Below are 21,569 nucleotides of genomic sequence, written 5' to 3'. Positions count from 1 at the left end.
GGATAAGTCTTTGATGTAGGTCAATATGACGCACAGAAATAACCAATAGAAATTATTTGTTGCGTGTTTCTTTAACGCCCTTGTAGTAGTATCAATATATTACTAAAAATCAGCTATATAAAAAACTCTGTCGGGAATGATAAACGAATGAGAAGTGGTTCACACTTTGCCCAAACGGCCTCTTCCAATCCTTTGGTGAACTCTCCTTGTGAAAAATGCAACGTTGCAGAAATGAGTCTTTGTCATGCTCTTTCTTGTGATGACCTGCGCAAATTGTCTTCAATCTCAACAGGGGTTGAAGTCGGCAAAGGTGTCACGATCATTAACGAAATGGATTCTGCTGATTTTTTGTTTAATGTGACAGGTGGTTCCATCAAGCTGTACAAACTGTTGCCTGATGGTCGCCGTCAAATGACCGGATTTCTCTTTCCTGGCGACTTTCTTGGTATTGCAATGAACGATTGTTATGCCTATTCAGCAGAAGCTCTTGAAGATTGCAAACTCTGCAGATTTCCCCGCGCCAGGCTCGAAGAACTTTTAAAAGAAATTCCAGATCTGGAAAATAGACTTCTCAACATGGTTTCAAACGAGCTGGTTTTAGCTCAGGATCAGATGTTGTTGCTTGGCAGGAAAACGGCCATTGAAAAGGTCAGTAGCTTCCTGCTGTCTCTTTCAAAGCGCACCAAAAGCAAAACAGGCGCAGGAAATGTTATTTCCTTACCCATGGGACGCTCTGACATTGGTGATTATCTGGGCCTGACAACAGAAACAGTTAGTCGAACACTGACCAATCTGAAGAAAAAAGGGATCGTTTCCATTCCGACAAACGGTCGGTTGGAAATTAACGACATAGAAGAGCTAACTGACCTTGCCGAGGGTATGGACTGATTTATGGACTGATTGGAAATACCATTCAATGTGCTTGGTCTTTAAATAAATCATCTATTCCCTATATCTATTGTAGTCATCTTCCTGTATTAACCCTGTAATAATCTATACCAATCTAACTGGCTGTAACTATCTAACTGGCTTTGGGAAAAGGGGTCTGTACGCTGCCACGGAGAGCGATCTCAGGGCGCGATTGGACGCACTTCCCAAAGCGAGCCGCTTATCACGCAACATGTAAGTCGTGATCCGGAACCTGGCAATAGTGTTCCGGGAGGGTGCACTTCATTGTGCATCCTCGGCGGGCTTGCTTGTTCCTTTCAAGTTTGACTTTTCATGATGCTTTTGTTCCCTTAACCTAACGTCTTCAAACATTCAGTTTGCGTAACTCTTGGTTATTCATACTCACTTTAAACCAAACGACGGATATAAAAATGGCAAGTCCACAGCTAAAAAATAAACTTGGCGATCATCATCCTGTTTTTGGGTGCTGGATTGATATGTTTAGCCCAATCGCTACCGAGATTATTGCACAGGCTGGGAATGATTGCTTAATGATTGATCTTGAGCACGGCCCCGGTTCCGTGATGGATGCGATTACCCAGATGCAGGCTGCCAAAGCTTATGGCCCCAAAGTTTATGTCCGGGTTTCAAGTAATTCCAATGCAAAGATCAAACGCGTTCTGGATGCAGGTGCCGATGGAGTCATGGTGCCATCTGTATCCACTAAAGAAGAAGCAGAGTACGCTGTTGAGGCATCACATTATGCACCCAAAGGCAAAAGAGGGGTTGCGTCAACGATAGTTAGAGGCGCCGATTATGGCGTTAACTCTCAAAGTTATTTGAAAAATTTTAACGATCAGGTGCTTTTGATTTGTCAGATTGAAGATGCTGAAGGTGTCGAAAACGCGAAAGAAATTGCCAACACCGATGGTGTGGATATGATCTTTATCGGACCTTCTGATCTTTCAGCCGACCTTGGTTACCCGGGGGAGCCAGATCATCCCGCTGTTCTCGAAGCGATCTTTATAGTTGAAGAGATTGTCAAAGATGCGGGCAAACTACTCGGTGCTATTCCAACACCGGAGCGAAGTGCCGAAGCTCTTTTTAAATCCGGTTATGACATGGTTCTTGATGGTAGTGATATTGGCTTTGTCGTCAAAGGTGCCCGAGAAAAGGTTGCGCAGCTTAAGGGGACACTGGGTATCTAAATACTCAAAGCTCTACCTGGCTTTATAACTTAACAGCAGCGCAATACTGTTTCTTTCGTTTGAAGGATTCACAGGCTTTATTGGCATCAGCCCTATTGCCAAAGGCTGCACCCAAAACACGATAAAATGTACCTTTTCCTGTTATTTTGACGGGCTTTAGCTGCAAGCTTAATCCGTTGGTTTCTTTGGGGAAGACACTCTTTAATTCGGCCCATTCTTTTTCAGCACTTGCCTTGCTTTTATTGGAAGACAAATGAACAGCATATTTACCCGTGGTTTTGATAACAGGTGGTTGAGCGATTTTTTCTGAATTCTTTAAGGGGGCAGGGGTAATCTTTTGCCCCTTTGGGGCAACGCTATTGGCATCATCAGCATCAAGTGCTGTCGTTTTTATTTGATCACCATCAACTTTTTTCGGGCTATCAGTTTCTTCAGGATCGCCGTCTTTTTCAGCAAGCGAATCAAGTGCTTCTTTCGTGGAATTTGCCGCCTTTTTGGAACCCTTCTTGATATCTTCCCACAGATCAACGCCCCAGCCTTTTGTATCATCATAGACACTTTCACAACCACTCAGGATCAGAGATGAACAAAGGATAACAACAAACAAAGAACTATAACGTCGTATTGACATAGGGCGAGCACCAAAAAAGGTTAGATGTAGATTACATCTAACCTTAAATAGTACATATTTATAAAAAGATAATTAATTCTATGACTTATTCGCGCTCTTGTTCTAAAAACTAAGGCTTTGGATGATGTTTTTCAATAAAGTCATTGATGACAACAGAAACACTTTCACGCCACTTGCGACCATTAAAGATACCATAATGCCCGACACCGGCTTCAACGTGATTTTTGTGTTTGCTTTTAGCAAGGGAGCTGCACATTTCATGCGCGGCCTCGGTTTGCCCTGGTGCAGAGATATCATCCAACTCGCCCTCGACAGTCAGAAGCGCGGTTTTTTTGATTTTTGACGGATCAATTAACTGCCCTTTCCAGGTCATCGTGCCATTGGGAAGGCTTCTTTCCTGAAAGATGTGCTCAATTGTATCCAGATAGAATTCAGCCGTGACATCCATCACTGAAAGATATTCATCATAAAACTTATTATGACTTTCTGCTGAATCCCCATCACCTTTTACAAGGTTGTTAAAGTGCTGCATATGGGCATCAACGTGGCGCATGGAATTCATGGATATAAATGCAGCCAACTGCAGAAACCCCGGATAAACGCGACGCCCTGATCCTTCGTATTGAAGAGGAACCGTTGCAGTCAGGTTATCCTTGAACCAGGAAAGGGACTTACTATCCGCCAGTTTTGTGACCTCGGTTTCTGCAGCCCCGGGATCAATCGGGCCTCCCATCAGGGTCATGGTACTTGGTTGAGCCGAATCATCATTTGCCGCCAAGATCGAAACCGCAGCAAGAACCAGTGGGGCAGGTTGACACACGGCAATGACATGCAGGTCCGGGCCTAGCAGTTTCATGTAGTCAACAAGATATTCGATATACTCATCCAGCCCAAATTCACCATCAGACGCAGGCACCTTACTGGCATCCGTCCAATCCGTGACATAGACTTCATGATGCTCCACAAGGGTCTTTACCGTCCCGCGTAATAAAGTGGCAAAGTGACCTGACATCGGGGAGACGAGCAATATCTTTTTCGGGGACTTTGCAAGGTCACACTTAAAACGGATGAGATCACCAAAAGGTCTGTGATCAATTCTGGCAAGATCAATAGGATGTATTCCGTCTTCACGGTGAATAGCCTGAAAGCCCCACTCGGGCTTTCCTCGATGCCGAATAACACCTTCGATAACATCGGCACTCGCTGCCATTATTTTTCCCATGTAGGTTTGGGAAAAGGGGAACAGAGGGTTGTTGAAATAGGTTTTTGTGAGCTGCGTCATGGCGCGCATTGGTCCCAACGCTGCGCTTTGCATATCAAAGTATGTATATAACACGTCATCTACCCCTAACAAATGAAGCAGCTTTATTTGTTTAAAAGCTGCAAATGACCTTCTGTTCAAACGAAATTCCGACCAAAAGAAAACCTATAATCAATATTGGTTGTCTTGCAGGACGGTCGTCAGTCGGATCTAAATTAGTCAAAATTATATTATTGTGCACCGCACAATTAACTCAAAAGCTAAGCATCTTTGACTAAACAGTCAATGATTGTCTGACTTTTCACAGAGGTTTCATGAAAGCGTCAATTAAAAAAACAAAGCAAAATTGCTTTAAGACGCCGAAACACGACCAGAAGATCGGGGAGATGGATGAGGGGTGGAGGCACAAAAATCTCTCCCCTTTTTTGTCAGCTTGCAAACAATCCAGTCGGGCTTCAGGGCATTACTGAACCACGGCTCAGCCCATCCGTGATCAATACAGGCTTTTATCAAGCGAACATCATAGTGTTGACCGTGTTCATCAAAAAGGGGCAGTTTTCCACCCGCTTGATCAAGGCCGCGTTGAAGCCATTCAAGTTGTTTGGAATTTGGTTTTTTGGATTGTTTTTTCTTCTCGGGCATAATCGCAATTCTATCACAAACCGGATAAAATTGCCAAAGATCTTAAGAGCTTGGGTTAAGCGCCAAGTGAAACAGAGGTATTGCCTTTGGGTTGCAAAAGCCGCTTGACGATTTCTCTGTACTCGACGTCCCAAACCAGACGATCAACATCAATATCGTCATTCTTGTCGACATGTGATGACATTGACATCTTGGCCCGCATATCTGTGCGATATATTCTATTAAAGTTTCCCATGACTTTAATATAAGGAAAAAAACAAAGCCGTGGTGGGGCAAAAAAGTGGTAAGAATGTGAACAGAATGGATAACGAGACATCAACATGGCAAGGCATTGTCTTATTATTAATTAAAAACAATACCTTACCATGGTTAATTAACGTTAATATCTATATCACATTCAGCTCTTTGACAGGCGTTTTATTTATAATTCTTTCCATACCAAAGATGGACAGATCCAGACTCCGGTATTTTCCGTAAATAATCAATTCTGACAACGCCCGACCGACCGCAGGTGCCTGTTGCAGACCATGCCCGCTAAAGCCGTTGGCAAAATATAGATTACCCACATCAGGGTGCGTTCCCAGCACGACGTTTTGATCCAACAGGTTGTATGCATAGTGTCCGGCCCATGCATTGATCTGTTTGATTGATTCAAAGGCCGTGACCCGATTGGCAAGGGTGGGCCAGATATGCTCGTCAAAAAGATTGTAATCCACGTGATAATCAAAACACTCGGGGTCATGGCCATCCAGCGGAGAGGTGCCACAGATAAAGTGTTCGCCCTCTGGCCTGAAATAAACCCCGTTGATATCGACCACAAGCGGGCTGTTGGTTATTTCTTCGCGGCAGTTAAAGACAAAGACACATCGCTTGCGGCTTTCAATCGGAATATCTATGCCAGCCATAGCGGCAATCCGAGACGCCATAGGCCCCGCAGCATTAATAAAGTGTTCGCCCGAAATTTTTTCACCCGAAACACTTTCAGGCGTTTTCAGTTCTGCCGCGATAATCTCATCACCTGATTTCACAAAACCGGTAACTTCGCCGTCTTTATATATAACGCCCAGCTCTTTGTTTTTTGCCCTGAACAATTGCAACAGGCTATAGGCATCAAACCAGCCTTCACCTGATAGCCCCAAAGACCCCAAAGCAATATCATCACAGTTCATCCAGGGAAAACGTTCTTCTAAAAGGGCAGGGGTTAAAAGCGAGATATCAGCCCCGAGTTCCTTTTGTATCCAGTTGTTATTTTGAAGTGTTTCCTGCCCCTTATCACTGGCAAGAAGTAAATACCCCTTTTCCTGCAGGCCGATATCCAGTGAGTTTGTGGGCTGTTGCTCTGTGTTTAATGCCAGATGTTCAGAAAGGTTACGCAGGAAACCTATACCAAAGAGGGATATATTAATGTTCTCAGGCGTAGAAAATTGCTGTCGAATTGACGCCGCAGACAAGGTTGTTGATGATCCTTGATAGCTATTGTCCTTTTCTATGACGGTAATCTTCCCGCTAAATGTCGTATCCCTTGCCAGAAAGAAAGCTGCGGCACTTCCGATAATGCCTCCACCAATAATAACGACATCTGATGTCTTGGTCATACATACTCCATATTTATATTATATACGAAGTCGCATCTTTACGCGTGGTTCTCATGCAGACAACAGATTTGTTTCTTCCCCGGAAAAATTTATTTGGGGATAAAAAAGTTGAAATTTATGGGGTACCATATTACCGCAATCTTAACTTGTTGTTTTTATTGATAAAATAAAATTCTTCTGAAATATTTTTGTTTGACAGCTGTTATTCACTGTATTAGAACCCACCAACGCAAGAGCACTAAGGTGTGTCTTGCCCCTTATACAACAGTATGCAATGGCTCTGTTAAATGAAAACTTATTCTGCTAAACCCGCAGATATCGAGAAAAAGTGGTTCGTGATCGATGCTGAAGGCATTGTTCTCGGTCGCTTGGCTGTCGAAGTCGCAAATATCCTGCGCGGTAAAAACAAAGTAACATTCACACCACACATGGATTGTGGTGATAATGTTATCATCATCAATGCCGAGAAAGTCGCCCTTACAGGTAACAAATTGGCTGACAAAAAGTACTACTGGCATACTGGCCACCCTGGCGGTATCAAAGAACGTACAGCTGGTCAGATCCTGGACGGTCGCTTCCCTGAGCGTGTTGTTCAAAAAGCTATCGAACGTATGGTTCCTAAAGGTCCTCTCGGTCGTCAGCAAATGCGCAACCTTCGCGTTGTTGTTGGTCCTGACCACAATCATGAAGCTCAGCAGCCAGAAGTTCTGGATTTTGCTTCTAAAAACACCAAGAACAAGAGGAGCCAGTAACAATGGCTGAAGAAACCCTCAACTCTTTGAGTGATCTTGGCGGTGCAGCACCTGCAGTCGAAGATACAACCGCAGTTGTTGCCGAGCCAAAACTAGACGCACAAGGTCGTGCTTATGCTACTGGTAAGCGTAAAGACGCCATTGCTCGCGTATGGATCAAGCCAGGTACTGGTAAAATCACCGTAAACGGTCGCGAACAGGAAGTTTACTTCGCGCGTCCAGTTCTACGTATGATGATCGCACAGCCTTTCGAGACTGTTGAGCGCTCTGGTCAGTTCGACGTAGTTTGCACAGTTAAAGGCGGTGGTCTTTCTGGTCAAGCTGGTGCTGTTCGTCACGGTATCTCAAAAGCTCTTACTTACTTCGAGCCAGGCCTTCGTCCTGCGCTTAAAGCACGCGGCTTCCTTACACGTGATGCCCGTGTTGTTGAACGTAAGAAATACGGTAAGGCGAAAGCCCGTCGTAGCTTCCAGTTCTCCAAGCGTTAAGCTTCGAAGAACAGAAGTTCAGAAATTCGAAAAGGGCTGCCAAAATGGCGGCCCTTTTTGTTATTCACATCCCGTCCTGAAATAAGTTTACATATTGGAGACTTATGATTCGCCTACTAATAAGCTGCCCGTAATTCATTACATATCTGATCAAACTCAGCATAATAATTACGGCAAAATGCGTTACGATCTAATTCGGCAAGAGCAAGAAACGTACTAGAGCGCCATTTATTTTTTTGGAAAATATCAATCAACTGATTAACAGCCTGTGGATAGATATCCTCTATCTCTTCTAGGCTACCAGAGTTTCTGACAGAATAATCGAGAACCCAGAAGCAATAAATAGCCATTTCAATTTCAGAAAGGCTTTCAGTCCCTTCACTCGTTTTCTTTTGAATTACGTGATCGCCAACCTCAATCAACCAAGAATCATTATCTAAGACCATTAAGTCTCTTTCCTTATAAGAAGTGATATAGTTCATATATTCCACTTTTTTCATAAAAACAAAAACCATAATTAAAAGCACACAAGTATATCACCATGGCTTTGTTCCAGCCGATTACACCAAGTTTGAAAAGGTAAAAACATAAAGCTAAACGGTGATCATGATGTGTTTGGTGATGGTACCGTGGTTATTCTCTCCACACCTAGACATAGGTCCCATTATCATTTCCGGAAATCTGTATCACTTTCAGGAAAATAGAGAAAATTACGGCCTACCGATCTGGAATGATAAAAAAAGCAGCATCCGTTCCTTTGTACGCATTGATAATATTCTCGATAGAACAGGGGCCACACTGTGGATTGAGCACGACAAACCACAGTGTGATAGCCTTAAAAAAATCACCACAGTTTTACCAATAGAACTTAAACGGAAACTTCCTATCCGAAAATTTCCAGAACAGAACTCCATGAGCGGTAATTATTTGCCGCTTTAGGGGGGGGAGGTTTAAAATAAAAGTAAATAGAGGGCGACCGCTGCCAAGCCTGTTCCCATAAAGATATTGAACAGGCGCAGGTGCTTTTCCGTTTGAACCAGAATTTTAGCTTGTTTTCCAACGACAGCCCACGTGCCCACCCCAATAAAACAAATCACAAAATATAACGCGCAGAAGAGAAAAAGGCTTGAGACATCGCCCTTTGCGGTAAAGGCGGTCACACCAGAGATAGAGGCAATCCAGGCTTTCGGGTTTAAAATATTGAGCAGCATCCCTTGATAAAATCCGGGTTCTGATCTTTCTTCAAGTGAGATTGTCCCCGTGGAAAAAGCGATCTTATACGCCATATAAAGCATAAATGCCGCGCCCACATAACCAATTACCTGCATAGTTTGCGGGAATAGCATTATAAGCTCTGCCGCACCCAAACCAATTGCAAAAAGTAACAAGGTAAAGCCAATCGTTGCCCCGGCAACAAAGGGAATGGTTCGGTAAACACCATGGTTCAGACCAGATGTCATGGTAATAACATTCACTGGCCCCGGTGAAATCGACATGGTCAGGGCATAGGTACACATTGCAATGATAATAGACATAAGCTCAAAATACTCCTTAATTCAGAAACTATACTCCTGTCATTCAAGGAGCACTATGTGCCGCAGTTAAACTTAACTGTTCGATATTTTTATGTAATGAGCAGTTAACGTGTTTTTGCTAGAAAGAAATCGCTCCGACTAACGGGCAATACCTGTGGATAACGACAAGTATCCCCGTCAGCAAAAAACGTAATCTAATCGACAATATAGGTCTGTCCTGTCTGTATGCCTTCCACAGACTTGCTATAAGCCAACGCGGCTAAATCCGCATCAACCGGGGCATAACCTCTGAAGTAGGGGCCATAGCTATCCATTGCTTCTGTGATGACCGTAGGACTGACAGAGTTGATACGAACTCTGTTTGGCATTTCCATCGCGGCGGCCATTACGAAGCTATCGATTGCGCCATTGACCATTGCCGCTGAACTGCCCAAACGAATGGGGTCGCGGTTCAGGATGCCGGTACTCAAGGTGAAAGAACCTTCTGGTGAAATGTAATCACGCCCAATCAGGACAAGATTGACCTGGCCCATCAATTTGTTTTTGATGCCGACCATATACTCTTCTTCGTTCATTTCCATAAATTCGCCAAAATGAACAGAGCCCGTTGTGGAAACCAGCGCATCAAAGCTTCCAACCGAGGACAAAGCAGTTTTGATGGTTTCTTTATCGGTGATATCAATCCGTAGATCACCCGTGGAACGACCTGCCGTTATCACTTCGTGACGAACAGACAGTTCTTTGTGTACGGCTTTACCAATTGTACCGCTTGCGCCGACTAAAACTATTTTCATGGTAATCTCCTTGTAAAATCAAATTACTTCTGGATAAACCCAGATCATTTTTGGAATAAATCATTCACTGCTGGTAAATATATTGTTTTTATTTAAAATGATAATACCGACAATTATGAACATATTGTTTTCATATGAATGCTAATTATCATCACTTAGAAGCCATGGCGGTTTTTGCTATTGTCGTGGAAGAGGGTAGTTTCACCCGCGCAGCAACGCGCCTTGATTATTCAAAAGCCCATGTCAGCCAGCTTGTTTCCCGGCTGGAAAAACACTTTAACACTCAATTGCTGTTCAGAACGACCCGCAAACTGGATCTCACTGAAGCGGGAAGCGTCTTTTACGATCACTGTAAAGCAATAGCAGGCAGTTTAGAAAAGGCCCAAAAGGATCTTGAAGCCATAAAGGGGACAGTCTCAGGCTCTATTCGTTTATCAGCCCCCATTTCATTCGGTGAAGCTTTTTTGAGCGACATCACACTGGGATTTAATGCTATTTATCCAGACATAAAGTTTGAACTGGAACTTGATAATAAAATCAAAGATCTGCAATCAGAAAATATTGATTTGGCTTTTCGTGCCACGACACAGATGGAAGACAATCTGGTACCGATTAAGGTGGGTAACTGGACAGAATATATCTGCGCATCGCCTCGGTATCTGGCAAACAAGCCCGCTATCACAAAACCTCAGGATTTGTTGGCACACCAGTTGTTGTTAAATGCGAGAAAGCTAGAGCCAACATTATGGCATTTTCAAAATGAAACAGAATCTCATCGTGTTTCCATAGAAGCAAAGCTCTGTGTTCATCACTTTCCCATGCTCAAGAAAGCCATTTTATCCGGTGGCGGGATTGGCAAACTCCCGTCTTATCTGGCAGAGGAAGAAATTTCCGAAGGAAAACTGGTACGTCTTTTGCCATCATACCACACCAAAATTCACCCAATTTTTATTGTCTATCCCTATCAGACACACCTGCCAATCAAGGTCAGAAAATTTATCGATTTTGTAAAAAGCTGGTTTTCTGAACGGGATCACTTTTTGAAATAGCCCAGATAAGAAAGCAGCAAGAGAAGGGCATGTCCCCATCTCTTGCTGTGACACTTATTAATCAGCTTTCTTTTACCTTTGCCCGTGATGGAAAGACCTTCCAGCCCAGGTTCACGGCTGCAGCACTAACCAGAATAAACACAATACCGGTGAACTGAAGAGTACTCAGTTTTTGATCGTAGAAGATATAATCAACGCCCAAGGCAACGACCGGATAGATAAAGGACAAAACAGCAATAACCGGTGTTTGTAACTTCTGGAACGCGGAATAAAGGATGATATACATAAAACAGGTATTGATCAGACCAAGCGCAAGCAGGTAGCCCCAAACCTTGGTATCAGAAAGTGTTGGCGCGGTTGAGAAGTCAACCAAGGGGCTCAACATCACAATACCCAAAGTCACCTGAATAAAGGCAATCAGATGTGGGCGCATTCCGGTTAACCGCTTGGTGATGATTGTCGTAATTGTGTAGAGAATGGCAGCACCCAAGGCAAAACCTGCGCCTTCAATCATTGAGGTGTCCCCCTGAAAACTGTTTGCGTCCAGTTCAATAACAAAGATCAGGCCAAGGAAAGCGAGAATAAGCCAGACAAACTTGTGAAAGCTGAACGCTTCCCCCAGGAACAACGCACCAAAAAGAACAAGAAAGAAAGGCTGTGTGTGATAAATGGCTGTATTGATTGAAATAGGGGACAACTTAAAGGATGTGAAAAGCAGGATCCAGTTACAAACCAATGCAAAGCCGCTTAAAAGCGCAAGGGTTATATTCTTTTTGTTCAGCACATCGGCCGTAAAATAGCCTTTCCACCAGCAAAACAGACCAAGTCCGATTGCCCCGAAGACACATCTAAAAAATACGATGTTAAAAGGTGTCTGCCCGGATTCAAAAACAAACAAGCCGATAAAGCCGGAAAGGAACATCGCCAGAGACATTTGAGCGACACCAATATTCAAACGAAAAGCCGAGGCCATTTTATTAACTTTCATAAACGATAAATCAGATTTTTCCCGCTTTATCTCGCTATATGATAACAGAACAAGTATGCGGCGTTGTTTTCAATATGGGTTGCTATATAATTTCTGTAAAACAAGAAGATATTAGGCTGAGTAAGTTTTTCTAATGCTAAAACAACGTAAACTGCCACCATTGAATGCAGTCAAATCTTTCGAAGCCGCAGCCAGGACAGGAAGCGTTTCCCTTGCGGCCAACGAACTGTCCGTTTCTGCATCTGCCGTAAGTCAGCAAATCAAGGGACTGGAACAGTGGTTAGGTGTAAAGCTTCTTGATCGTGGTCCCAACAGTTTTTCCCTGACAGAAAAAGGGGAAAGCTATCTAAAACAACTCACCGTCATATTAGATAACCTCGATGACTTAACGGCAAGCCTTACAGGTAACGATAAGAAAAAGCTCCGTATTTCAACATTACAGTCATTCGCTGCTGAATGGCTTTTTCCACGCATAAAGAAATTCCGGGATGCTTACCCGGATATCCAGCTTGAACTTCTGACATCTGATTACCTTAGTGACCTCGCGCGGGAAAACATCGATCTGGCTATTCGCTACGGACCGGGAAGCTATAAAGGCGTTGTTGAAGAAAAACTTATGGACGAAATGATCGGTCCTGCCTGTCATCCTGATTTAATGACGAGGGATAAAAAACTCTCTGACTATACGCTTTTAAAAGATTCCGGCGGGCCAGAGGGAATAAAGCTTTCTCTGGAAAGATGGCTAAATCAAACAACTGGAAACCTTGATAAAGAAGGTGACAGTCTTGCCTTTAGTGATACACACCTTTTGATTGGCGCTGCACGACAGGGGCAGGGGATAATGCTGGGTCGATCGGTTCTGATTGCAGATGACTTTGTGTCAGGAAATCTTGTTCCTGCAATGACAGACTGGAAACAATCCCCCTTTAGCTATTACCTCGTGCATTCAGAATTACGGGAACCCTCACAATCAGCAAAAACCTTTCGCAGATGGTTGCGTACAGAAATCCAAACCTTTGAAGCCGCCCTTCCTGCTGTCTTGAAAGTAACCTGAGCAGACTATTGGCTTAATATATGCATGTAAAAACACAGCTTCTTTGCTCACATAATTGAATAGGCCAAAAGGTATATGAGCCAATAAGGAATATGAAAATGACTTACAAAGCCATCCTGTTGCTGCTTTCTTTTTCTTTAGCAAGTTGCGTCACAACACCGGCTGTCGATGACACAAAAACCTATTACAATGATCAAGAACTTATCGCCGCCGGAGCAACACAGTTAATGGGCTCTGATATTGTCGGGGCGTTTGCTGGAAATACCCTATACGGCAAGTATGTGGATCATACAAAATCAGAACAAGACCCCAACGCAAATCGTTGGGTAGAGTTTATCTCAGGAGATGGTCGTGTCGCCTATTACGATTTCACCCAGCTTGTTCAAGGCACCTGGCAAATACGAACCAACCTGATCTGCTTTAACTATCAGTTTGAGATCCCTCAGCCCGAAAACTGTTTTGTTGTCTATGGTTTGGGAGACCGACACTTCTTTATCTCAACCCGCCAACAGACAACGGGGGATGTAGTAACAACTGTTCTGGGGCGAAAAAACGGCAACGCAGCAGGGTTAGAGCTGAAATAACATATTTGGCTTTTTCAAATGATGACAAGAAGCCAACTTTAGCCATGACTTAATAAACTCGCCTAAAGTTAGCTGGTCGATATTCCCAAGCGCCCCCTACAGCTGTTGTGTTCTATCACTTACTTAGCATGCATACGAATATCCAAGTTTCTGTATTGAAATACAAAAAATAATGTGTAGTTATAGGGCACGTATTATTACTTTTTGAGGTTAATCCAATGTCGACAGGCAAAAGAATTTTTATTGATGGCGAAGCTGGCACTACTGGCCTGCAGGTCCGTCAACGCCTGGAAAATCGGCAAGACCTTGAAATAATATCGATTGCACCTGAATTGCGGAAAGACGCAGCGGCAAGAAAAGAGCTCTTAAACTCTGCAGATCTTGTCATTCTGTGTCTGCCGGATGCCGCAGCGATAGAGGCCGTGTCTCTGGTTGAAAATCCTGAAGTACGCATTATTGATGCCTCAACCGCTTATCGGGTTGATCCAGACTGGACTTATGGTTTCCCGGAAATGACCGAAGGCCATCGGGAAAAGATTGCTAACTCCAAACGCGTGAGTAATCCGGGCTGTTACCCAACCGGTGCCATTGCCTTGCTGCGGCCTTTGATTGAACGAAACATTGTATCCAAGGATACCTTGATCAACGTACAGGGTGTTTCCGGCTACACAGGGGGTGGTAAAGCCCTTATCGAAATTCACGAAGGTGGCCAAGCCGAGCCTTTTGGTACCTATGGTCTTTCGTTGCAACACAAGCATGTGCCAGAGATGACGCAACACAATGGCTTAACGCATAAGCCATTATTCATGCCCTCTGTCGGTGACTACGCCCAGGGAATGCTGGTTTCAATTCCACTACACTATGCACAGATGAAAAATGGTGTAAGCGGTACCTTGTTACAGGAAAGCCTCGCAGAACACTATCAAGGCAGCCGTTTTGTTAAGGTCAAGAACCTGAACAATTCAGAAAATCTGGAGCGTTCCGCATTCCTAAGACCAGATGCTCTGAATGGCAGTAATGAACTTGAACTATTCGTTTTTGCAAATGATGCCACAGAGCAAGCACTTCTGATTGCACGCCTCGATAACCTCGGTAAAGGTGCATCAGGAGCTGCGGTACAGAACCTTAACTTGATGCTGGGCTTGGCAGAAGACGCTGGCCTTTAGGGGTTATGGATATATAGAGGTCGTTGACCTTTGAGTACCAACAGATTCAAGGCAATAAAAAAGGACGGGAAAACGTCCTTTTGTTTTTCCAAGTATAATTCTTAGCTCTTATCCAACCGGATACCATTGTTGGCAAAGGCGAGGGCCACGGGCTTCTTTGTTACCATTGATACCAAACTGCAGCATTTTCAGTGTTCTGTTCGCCAGTTCACGAATATGAGATTCAGGAACACCTGCGCGACTTAATTTAGAGCGGGACTTTTTTGCTCTTTCTTTATGAGCCGCAGACTTTTGAAGCTGGTTCACTTTGGTATAGGCTTTGGCAAGGCAAACTTGCTGTTGATACCAACGTGGTTCGTTAAACTGCGCGTAACTTGGTGTAGAAACAAAAAACGTACTAATGCCAATAGCGGCGACAAGTGCAAAAATAGCGATACATTTGGTGCCTTTAGGCATATTTTCTGCTCTCCAGAAAAGGTAAAAACTTCATCACGTGAACTTATATATGGTTTCCAGGTGATTTAAAAATGGTAAAGATGAGACAAAGAATTTTTTTTATATCGCACTTTTTTGTTTTTGTTAACTAAATATTTTACTCAAACGTCTCTAGAGAAAGCGAAAAATAACGTGTCTGGCATTATAAAATCCTACCGCGGCATATCCCCAAGAATTTCCAAGGATGCATTCATTGCAGAAAACGCAGTTATCATTGGAGATGTTGAAATCGGGGCAGGGACGTCCATTTGGTACAATTGCGTTCTGCGTGGTGATGTCAATTCCATTACCATTGGGGAAAACGCCAATATACAAGATGGAACAATCATACACGTCAACCACGACCGAACCGGGGGCGATTACAGAGAAACAGGTGGCGGTATTCCAACCCGCATCGGCAGTGGTGTTACTGTCGGTCACATGGCGTTGTTGCATGCTTGTGAAATAGAGGATGATGCCTTTATCGGCATGAGGTCCGTCGTCATGGACAAAGCTATTGTAGAGACGAATGCCATGGTTGCTGCCGGGGCGTTGGTTACCCCGGGTAAAGTTGTGCCAACAGGCGAACTCTGGTCCGGTTCACCCGCAAAAAAATTCCGTGATTTAAAACCAGCAGAACTCGAAGAAATAAAATACTCCGCAGCAAACTATATAAAACTAAGCGAAAGCTACTCGTGATAATTAAATGGGTTACTCGTGATAATTAAATGGAGAGTAGCTTTCGCTATGTGTTGCCAAAAACTACACCGACAAGAACCTGTAGGTGTTAGGCTGCAAAATAGATCCTATTGAACAATCAAATTATCATTATCCAGCAAAGAGTTAACCAGTTCCTGACTATCTGCATAGCCATTCAGTAAATCAATTCCTTCCAGTGCGATTGAAGCCGTTGCTTCCATTCCTTCACCAAACTGGTCAGGATCGACTTTGATCAAGGTATCACTGCCATCATAACTGACATCCAAATAATCATTCAAAAGTGCGGCTAGATCATCATTTTCTAACCCATTCCCCAAAGGAGCATTTTCGAATATATCTGTAAGATCAATCCTGTCACCTTCATTCGGATTAAAATCCGTTATGATATTATCAAACCCAAGGTCTTCTGTTGTGAAGACAAAAATATCACTGCCTTCACCACCGATGAGAATATCATCTCCGGCATTGCCAGTAAGGGTATCATTGCCATCACCCGCAATAATAATGTCGTTCTGATTTGATCCCATCAGATTGGTGCCTTCCTGGACCATAATCTTAACGGACGCACTTTCTGTCTGACCGTCGTTTGTCACTTCATACTCAAAAGAGGGCAAGTCACCGGAATCATCCAGAGAAAACAAAATACTTTCCGACTGGTCGTCGTGATTAACATCACCACCTTGTGCATTATCTGCATTGGTAATTTCATGACCCGATTTCAATCCATCATTCTCTAATAGAACACTATCGGGAATGACTATCTCATCAGTAATATTGGTGATGATTTTATCATCAGAAGCAATCCAGGTTTTACCAGCAATATTCAATACAGCCTGCGACGTATCGCCATCAAAGTCTTGAACCGTATACACAAAGCTTTCTGTGAATGCTTCTGTAAAAACTTCAACGTTGTAGAGGTATTCACCGGTCAATGTGTTGACTTCTAGCTTTGCATCTTTCTCAGTTAGAATAGTTATGATGTTATCATCTTCCTGACCATCATCATTATCATCCGTATAAGTCTGACCGTTATAAATAATGTCAGTAATGATCAGAGGTTCATCTGCACTTATAAGATCATTGTCGAAAAGATTACCATTTGCATTACCTCCATCTTGTTGATTATCAACCAGAGCAGCATTAAGGTCATCAAAACTGTTAATCAGAATAGGAGCATCTTCACCCTGTCCATCATCTACTTTCAGTATATGGTTAAGATCATTGCCAATTCCGATACCAACGACATCGATATTGTTATCGGTTAGATACGTATTCCAATCATCATATTGCTGATCAGAAGGTGTATTTCCATTGCCAAAGGGGTCGCCATCACTCAAGAAATAAATCCGATTGATCGCATTCGGATCAATATTAAAATCGCTCTGGATAACATTCAGAGCGTCAACATAATCTGTTGACCCGTTCTCATCAGCAAGCGAATCGATGAAATCTTCAAAGTCCGAGTAGTTGTCAAAAATTCCGTCAAATTCTGCATCTGCTGAGAATGTGAATATAGATACTTTGGTAACGCCATTATCAAAATACTGTTTAGCAGCATTCTTGACGGCATCTTTTTGCAACTCCCATTCTTCTTCATTAATGCTTCCGCTTTCATCCAAAGCAAACGCTATATTGTAATGGGTTTCACCATCCTGCATCAGAACATGATCTTCATCGTCAACTGCCGCAGGAATATCATCAACAACTTTAAGATCAATGAACCCTTCAACAGGATCATCATCGCCATCCGTTGCGGTGAATGGGATGGAAAGAGATAAAATGTTTTCACCAGCGATATCGGCATGATCCAAAGCTTTGATCAAGGTAAACTCAAAAGTACCTTCCTCTGAGTTAAAGCCAATGGTAAAGACAGCTTCCCCATTCGCGCTAGCAGTCAAAACACCTGTGTTGGCATCAAAACTGTAATCATCCAGATCAACACCACCGGATTTCAATCCCAGTTGAAGTAAATCGGCAAGCTGTTCATCCGATAGATAAACTGATCCTGCCTCATCGGTTCCAAAATTAACGTTCAAATCACCAGAAACAACCAAGCTTTCTTTTTCTGGGTCACTGCCATTTGGTAAATCATCCTCATCAACCACATGTGCAGCCATCAGACTGACACCATCAATGTAAGCACCAAGCGTGTTTTCCTGTCCTGTACCAAGGAATGTCAGATTGGTCGGCTCGCCTGTACCAGCCACCACGACGGTGACCTTTTGCCAACCACTACTAACATTGGAAGAATTCTTGACGATAACCTCTTGATCATCCCAAAGAACCTTGAAACTACTACTGTCAGATTGTCCATCATTAGGGCGAGGGGCGTACCAGAAGGTTAGAACATAATCTTCACCAACATTTGTACCATCGACTGTTTGTTGCAATGTAGCGTTACTGTCTGGTCCATTATGACCGTCAAGTTCAATTTTACTGCTACCTTCTTTCGGGGGTAGACCGCCAATGTTGCCTTTTTGGACTTCAAACTGATTGCCAGATCCATTGCTCCATCCCTCAATGGCATCAAAGGTACCCCAACCATTTCCATTCAACGGGTTTGTTTCAAAACTTCCATTGGTAATGAGTTCCTCATTTAGAACAGGTGTAAAACGTGGCGTATCATCCTCAATCGTAAAGACGCTGGTTTTATCATCAAACAACAGAATTTCTGCACTGCTTTCGGCTGTATCATCATCGCCATCGGTTACTTTTACCGTGAGCTTCAAACCAACGTCGATATCATCTTTGGTTAAAAGAGCAAGCACTTCGTCTGTATCTGTTGTATCCAGATGATCCAGTGCCATGTACTGCTCCAAGATTAAGTCTGCATTCTCAAGATCGTTCACATCATCCATAAAGATACGGAATGCGATACCTTCAAGAATATCATCTTGATCTGCGAATTGATCAAACCGTCCGACAATTTGTCCATTTTCCAGGAAGAGGAAAATTGTCGTCCCCTCATAATCTGGTCCGCTCGTGCCCTGAGTGACAGAAAGCATGGTTTCGATGCCTTTGGCCAACGTCGGGTCACCAACCAAATCCTCTGTCAAACCGCCCAGTGTCAGTTCGAAAATATGCTCAACAGTTGCGCCTTCTTCATCTGCGCCAACATTGACGTTAATATTGAACAGGCCCCCTAATATCCCAGTATCTTCCAGGGTTGAAATACGCCCAATAGGATGAACTCCAGTAGGGTCTGAAAAAATGTTAGGGACGACATTATCGTCAGTTGCGTTTAAATCACCGGGTACGTCGTATAAAGTTTCGTCCATATTCGGGAACGAAACACCGAGCGAACTACCATTTGCATCGACATTATTTTCCACTTCGACAAATGGACCATCGTCTGCAAAATAAAGGTTTAGTGTGCCAGGATCACTGACATCGCCCTCATCGTCAACAACGACAAATTCGAGATCCAGACGAATGTGTTCAAAATCAATCCATGGATTAGGATGATCTAATGAAACAAACTGTTCCAGATAAACTTCGACAGCGTTTAGACCATTGTTCAAGTCACTTGTAATATAAGCAATAAAAGCTACTGTAGATCCATCGAGATTATTGGCTGCATCATCCCCAAAAACACCATAAACCACACACGGATTTTCACTTGAAGAATAGAGGTAAATTGGGTCCCCGCCCGTTGTATGCATATGGTTCGCAGGACCATCACTTACAGCAGGATCACCCGAATAGGTAACAAACTCTATTCCCTCTTGATCATCGGTATTGTTTTGCGGCCCACCCAGATCATTATTGTTATCCGGATTTACATCCGACAAATCAACTTCGTCGTCTTTCCCATCACTATAGAGATTTACAGCTGCATTTTTTTTGACAAAGCCTTGCGTCAACGCGTTGTCTCGATCGACGATTAATCCATCAGTATTAAGGGCACTATCCACAGCATCAATGGCATCTGCGACCCCTGCAACATTATTTGTTACATGCCATTCCGCACCGCCTTGATCGCCGGCAGTTTCGTCAACCCAGATTTTGACTGTTTTTTCGATGGTAGGAACATCTTCATGGATATGAAGAATGACTGTATCGCTGGCAACGGCAACGTTGTTTTCCAGTGTTAATTCATCTGTTCCAAGATCTGTTTCAAGCTCTGTTGCAATGGCACTGACTGTAATGTGCAACGGACCATCGTTATTAGCCGTACCATCTGCATCTCGACCAGCACCTGAACTTGCGTTATGGGTCGTATAATCATTATAAGCAAAACTGATTGAACCTGAAATACTCGTTGGGGCAGGGCCATTACCTGTATAAACGACATTGTATTTTACAAAGCCATCTACCGGGTCTTCAGGCACGAGTTCCCATCCATTCGGTAGTCCACCGCCCAACGGCGTAAAATCTTCAGGAACACCCGTTATTTCAAGGGAAAGCGCTTCAGAACCATCAATATCTCTTAAGGCAGCTTCCAATCGAAGGATAATTGTTTTTTCTTCTGCCTGAACAATAGGGTCCTCATGTTCTAGTTTCAGTTTCATTTCAGGCACATCAGCCACGGCATCAATAATTGCCTCTTCTGCGAAGGGAATTACTGATGCCTGATTGGTATCGGGATCAACAATCGTTGCGGAACCAGCTACGATAAAATCCTGATCGCTGTCAGCAGGCGGCAAAAGGAATACTTTATCAAAATTTTCAGATGCGATAACAACCGGGAATGGTCCAGGTACTTCATTAGCCAGCGTAAACCCGCCAACAAACAATTTCACATCAATTGGAAAGGGATCAATCGAAACGGATTGAAGCACTTCATTGTCCTGGGGGACGAAATTGAATAGCAATTGAAGAGGAAAAGCTTCTGTTTCACCCGGTGTGAAGGGGCTATCATCAAATCCCACATCGCCACCAATTAGATGTTGATTGGGAAGAGTATCTTCAAATCCGCCAACCAACTCAAACCCGGGTGTATTAAAGCTTAAGGAAAAAGATCCCCGAGCAGGGTCGGTATTCTCGTCAATGGTACTGAAAAGTCCAAAAGATAGTTCAGTGGGATCAATAACCCCCTGTGCAATCAACAGATCAATAATGTTCCCGAGGTTATCGCTATAAAGATTGTTTCCGCCGCCAGAAACATCGCTATCAGCACCTGCAGCTGTCTCGAGTGTTGCCTCTCCCTCAGATAGCGCAACAATTCTGGATAAAAGCTGATCAGCTGATACTTCGACACCACCAATAATCAATGTTGGACTATTATCCGTATTTGCCTGTGTGACAAGGTTTCTGAACACCAACTGCGCATCAGACGTGCCATCAGAATTGGTATCAAATTCAAGAATAAAATCATTTTCCTGAATGCTTGAACTGGCACTGCTGGGTTCAAATTGAAGATCAAAAACGTCGCCTTGATTGGTCGTAATTAATCTAACTTCACCTCTTGTGGGTTCCAGAATATTGATCGGACCTTGAGAAGCCTGGCCAGCGAGAACTTGTTGTACAGATTCACCTCGGACAACTTCTGACTGGTTAATGATTTCAATAGTATCGGCATGAATAGTATCCGCTGTCGCTCGATCACTGTAATTTTCAGTCATATAAATCCCCTGATTAGCACGTGAAAAATGTGCAAATGTTTCCAAAATGTCTCAGGGTTTAATGATTGAATTGCCCCCAAGCGCGATTAACTTGGAAATCAGTCGTAGGAGAAAACCAAAGGGTTCAAACTTTTTTATATAAGTTTGAACCCTTCGTTATAATTCGTGATAAGTTG

At 43.4% G+C, this 21,569-nt stretch carries 21 protein-coding genes; 10 read left to right on the top strand and 11 right to left on the bottom strand.

Annotated features, from left to right (window positions below; genetic code table 11):
• The first annotated feature begins 147 nt into the window (after positions 1 to 147).
• Positions 148 to 888 carry a Crp/Fnr family transcriptional regulator gene (locus tag BKB51_RS16525; protein ID WP_218044064.1) on the top strand — a complete coding sequence of 247 codons (741 nt, stop codon included), beginning with the start codon at positions 148 to 150 and terminating at the stop codon, positions 886 to 888.
• A 431-nt stretch (positions 889 to 1,319) separates the two neighbouring features.
• Positions 1,320 to 2,096, top strand: a complete 777-nt coding sequence (locus tag BKB51_RS16520; protein WP_085902221.1) for an HpcH/HpaI aldolase family protein — start codon at positions 1,320 to 1,322, stop codon at positions 2,094 to 2,096.
• Positions 2,097 to 2,118: 22 nt separating this feature from the next.
• On the opposite strand, the gene BKB51_RS16515 is transcribed toward BKB51_RS16520, so the two are convergent.
• From BKB51_RS16515 to BKB51_RS16500, 5 genes are all read right to left on the bottom strand, one after another.
• On the bottom strand, positions 2,119 to 2,727 hold the full coding sequence (locus BKB51_RS16515) for an SPOR domain-containing protein (RefSeq protein ID WP_085902220.1): 609 nt from the start codon (positions 2,725 to 2,727) through the stop codon (positions 2,119 to 2,121).
• Between the two features lie 109 nt (positions 2,728 to 2,836).
• Positions 2,837 to 4,063 carry a polyhydroxyalkanoate depolymerase gene (locus BKB51_RS16510; RefSeq protein ID WP_085902219.1) on the bottom strand — a complete coding sequence of 409 codons (1,227 nt, stop codon included), beginning with the start codon at positions 4,061 to 4,063 and terminating at the stop codon, positions 2,837 to 2,839.
• 276 nt (positions 4,064 to 4,339) lie between these two features.
• The gene (locus BKB51_RS16505) at positions 4,340 to 4,630 is read right to left on the bottom strand and encodes a hypothetical protein (RefSeq protein ID WP_198946779.1); all 291 of its coding nucleotides are present in this window, start codon (positions 4,628 to 4,630) and stop codon (positions 4,340 to 4,342) included.
• 55 nt (positions 4,631 to 4,685) lie between these two features.
• Positions 4,686 to 4,814 (bottom strand): hypothetical protein, encoded by a 129-nt coding sequence (locus tag BKB51_RS21270; RefSeq protein WP_255312340.1) that lies wholly within the window; start codon positions 4,812 to 4,814, stop codon positions 4,686 to 4,688.
• Positions 4,815 to 5,016: 202 nt separating this feature from the next.
• A complete protein-coding gene (locus BKB51_RS16500) occupies positions 5,017 to 6,225 on the bottom strand; it encodes an NAD(P)/FAD-dependent oxidoreductase (RefSeq protein WP_085902218.1) in 1,209 nt (402 codons plus the stop codon).
• Positions 6,226 to 6,512: 287 nt separating this feature from the next.
• Here BKB51_RS16500 and rplM point away from each other — a divergent pair, with 287 nt between their 5' ends.
• Both rplM and rpsI read left to right on the top strand, forming a co-directional pair.
• Positions 6,513 to 6,977, top strand: a complete 465-nt coding sequence (gene rplM, locus BKB51_RS16495) for a 50S ribosomal protein L13 (RefSeq protein WP_047765626.1) — start codon at positions 6,513 to 6,515, stop codon at positions 6,975 to 6,977.
• A 2-nt stretch (positions 6,978 to 6,979) separates the two neighbouring features.
• The gene (gene rpsI, locus BKB51_RS16490) at positions 6,980 to 7,465 is read left to right on the top strand and encodes a 30S ribosomal protein S9 (RefSeq protein ID WP_088245194.1); all 486 of its coding nucleotides are present in this window, start codon (positions 6,980 to 6,982) and stop codon (positions 7,463 to 7,465) included.
• A gap of 116 nt (positions 7,466 to 7,581) precedes the next feature.
• Here rpsI and BKB51_RS16485 read toward each other — a convergent pair whose 3' ends face one another.
• Positions 7,582 to 7,965 (bottom strand): hypothetical protein, encoded by a 384-nt coding sequence (locus BKB51_RS16485; RefSeq protein ID WP_125911860.1) that lies wholly within the window; start codon positions 7,963 to 7,965, stop codon positions 7,582 to 7,584.
• Between the two features lie 121 nt (positions 7,966 to 8,086).
• On the opposite strand from BKB51_RS16485, the gene BKB51_RS16480 reads away from it, so the two are divergent.
• The gene (locus BKB51_RS16480) at positions 8,087 to 8,404 is read left to right on the top strand and encodes a hypothetical protein (protein WP_125911859.1); all 318 of its coding nucleotides are present in this window, start codon (positions 8,087 to 8,089) and stop codon (positions 8,402 to 8,404) included.
• A gap of 11 nt (positions 8,405 to 8,415) precedes the next feature.
• Here BKB51_RS16480 and BKB51_RS16475 read toward each other — a convergent pair whose 3' ends face one another.
• Positions 8,416 to 9,000 carry a LysE family translocator gene (locus tag BKB51_RS16475; RefSeq protein WP_085902215.1) on the bottom strand — a complete coding sequence of 195 codons (585 nt, stop codon included), beginning with the start codon at positions 8,998 to 9,000 and terminating at the stop codon, positions 8,416 to 8,418.
• A gap of 194 nt (positions 9,001 to 9,194) precedes the next feature.
• Positions 9,195 to 9,794 carry a short chain dehydrogenase gene (locus BKB51_RS16470; RefSeq protein ID WP_085902214.1) on the bottom strand — a complete coding sequence of 200 codons (600 nt, stop codon included), beginning with the start codon at positions 9,792 to 9,794 and terminating at the stop codon, positions 9,195 to 9,197.
• Between the two features lie 134 nt (positions 9,795 to 9,928).
• Here BKB51_RS16470 and BKB51_RS16465 point away from each other — a divergent pair, with 134 nt between their 5' ends.
• The gene (locus BKB51_RS16465) at positions 9,929 to 10,843 is read left to right on the top strand and encodes a LysR family transcriptional regulator (RefSeq protein WP_085902213.1); all 915 of its coding nucleotides are present in this window, start codon (positions 9,929 to 9,931) and stop codon (positions 10,841 to 10,843) included.
• Between the two features lie 61 nt (positions 10,844 to 10,904).
• On the opposite strand, the gene BKB51_RS16460 is transcribed toward BKB51_RS16465, so the two are convergent.
• A complete protein-coding gene (locus BKB51_RS16460) occupies positions 10,905 to 11,816 on the bottom strand; it encodes a DMT family transporter (protein WP_218044063.1) in 912 nt (303 codons plus the stop codon).
• Positions 11,817 to 11,964: 148 nt separating this feature from the next.
• Here BKB51_RS16460 and BKB51_RS16455 point away from each other — a divergent pair, with 148 nt between their 5' ends.
• The 3 genes from BKB51_RS16455 (at position 11,965) to argC (ending at position 14,635) form a co-directional block, all read left to right on the top strand.
• On the top strand, positions 11,965 to 12,885 hold the full coding sequence (locus tag BKB51_RS16455) for a LysR substrate-binding domain-containing protein (RefSeq protein ID WP_085902211.1): 921 nt from the start codon (positions 11,965 to 11,967) through the stop codon (positions 12,883 to 12,885).
• A gap of 98 nt (positions 12,886 to 12,983) precedes the next feature.
• Positions 12,984 to 13,469 carry a hypothetical protein gene (locus BKB51_RS16450; RefSeq protein WP_085902210.1) on the top strand — a complete coding sequence of 162 codons (486 nt, stop codon included), beginning with the start codon at positions 12,984 to 12,986 and terminating at the stop codon, positions 13,467 to 13,469.
• A gap of 218 nt (positions 13,470 to 13,687) precedes the next feature.
• On the top strand, positions 13,688 to 14,635 hold the full coding sequence (argC, locus tag BKB51_RS16445; RefSeq protein WP_085902209.1) for an N-acetyl-gamma-glutamyl-phosphate reductase: 948 nt from the start codon (positions 13,688 to 13,690) through the stop codon (positions 14,633 to 14,635).
• A 108-nt stretch (positions 14,636 to 14,743) separates the two neighbouring features.
• Here argC and BKB51_RS16440 read toward each other — a convergent pair whose 3' ends face one another.
• Entirely contained in the window at positions 14,744 to 15,091 is a 348-nt protein-coding gene (locus BKB51_RS16440; RefSeq protein WP_085902208.1) for a hypothetical protein, read from the bottom strand.
• A gap of 171 nt (positions 15,092 to 15,262) precedes the next feature.
• Here BKB51_RS16440 and BKB51_RS16435 point away from each other — a divergent pair, with 171 nt between their 5' ends.
• Positions 15,263 to 15,808, top strand: a complete 546-nt coding sequence (locus BKB51_RS16435) for a gamma carbonic anhydrase family protein (protein ID WP_085902207.1) — start codon at positions 15,263 to 15,265, stop codon at positions 15,806 to 15,808.
• A 107-nt stretch (positions 15,809 to 15,915) separates the two neighbouring features.
• Here the strand turns inward: BKB51_RS16435 and BKB51_RS16430 are convergent, their stop codons facing one another.
• Positions 15,916 to 21,393 (bottom strand): DUF5801 repeats-in-toxin domain-containing protein, encoded by a 5,478-nt coding sequence (locus BKB51_RS16430; RefSeq protein ID WP_085902206.1) that lies wholly within the window; start codon positions 21,391 to 21,393, stop codon positions 15,916 to 15,918.
• Positions 21,394 to 21,569: the final 176 nt, after the last annotated feature.

Source organism: Kiloniella majae (genome assembly GCF_002118315.1).
In the GTDB taxonomy this organism is placed as follows: Bacteria; Pseudomonadota; Alphaproteobacteria; order Kiloniellales; family Kiloniellaceae; genus Kiloniella; species Kiloniella majae.
Note: the sequence above shows the minus strand (reverse complement) of the source record. Positions and strands in the feature narration are given on the sequence as shown.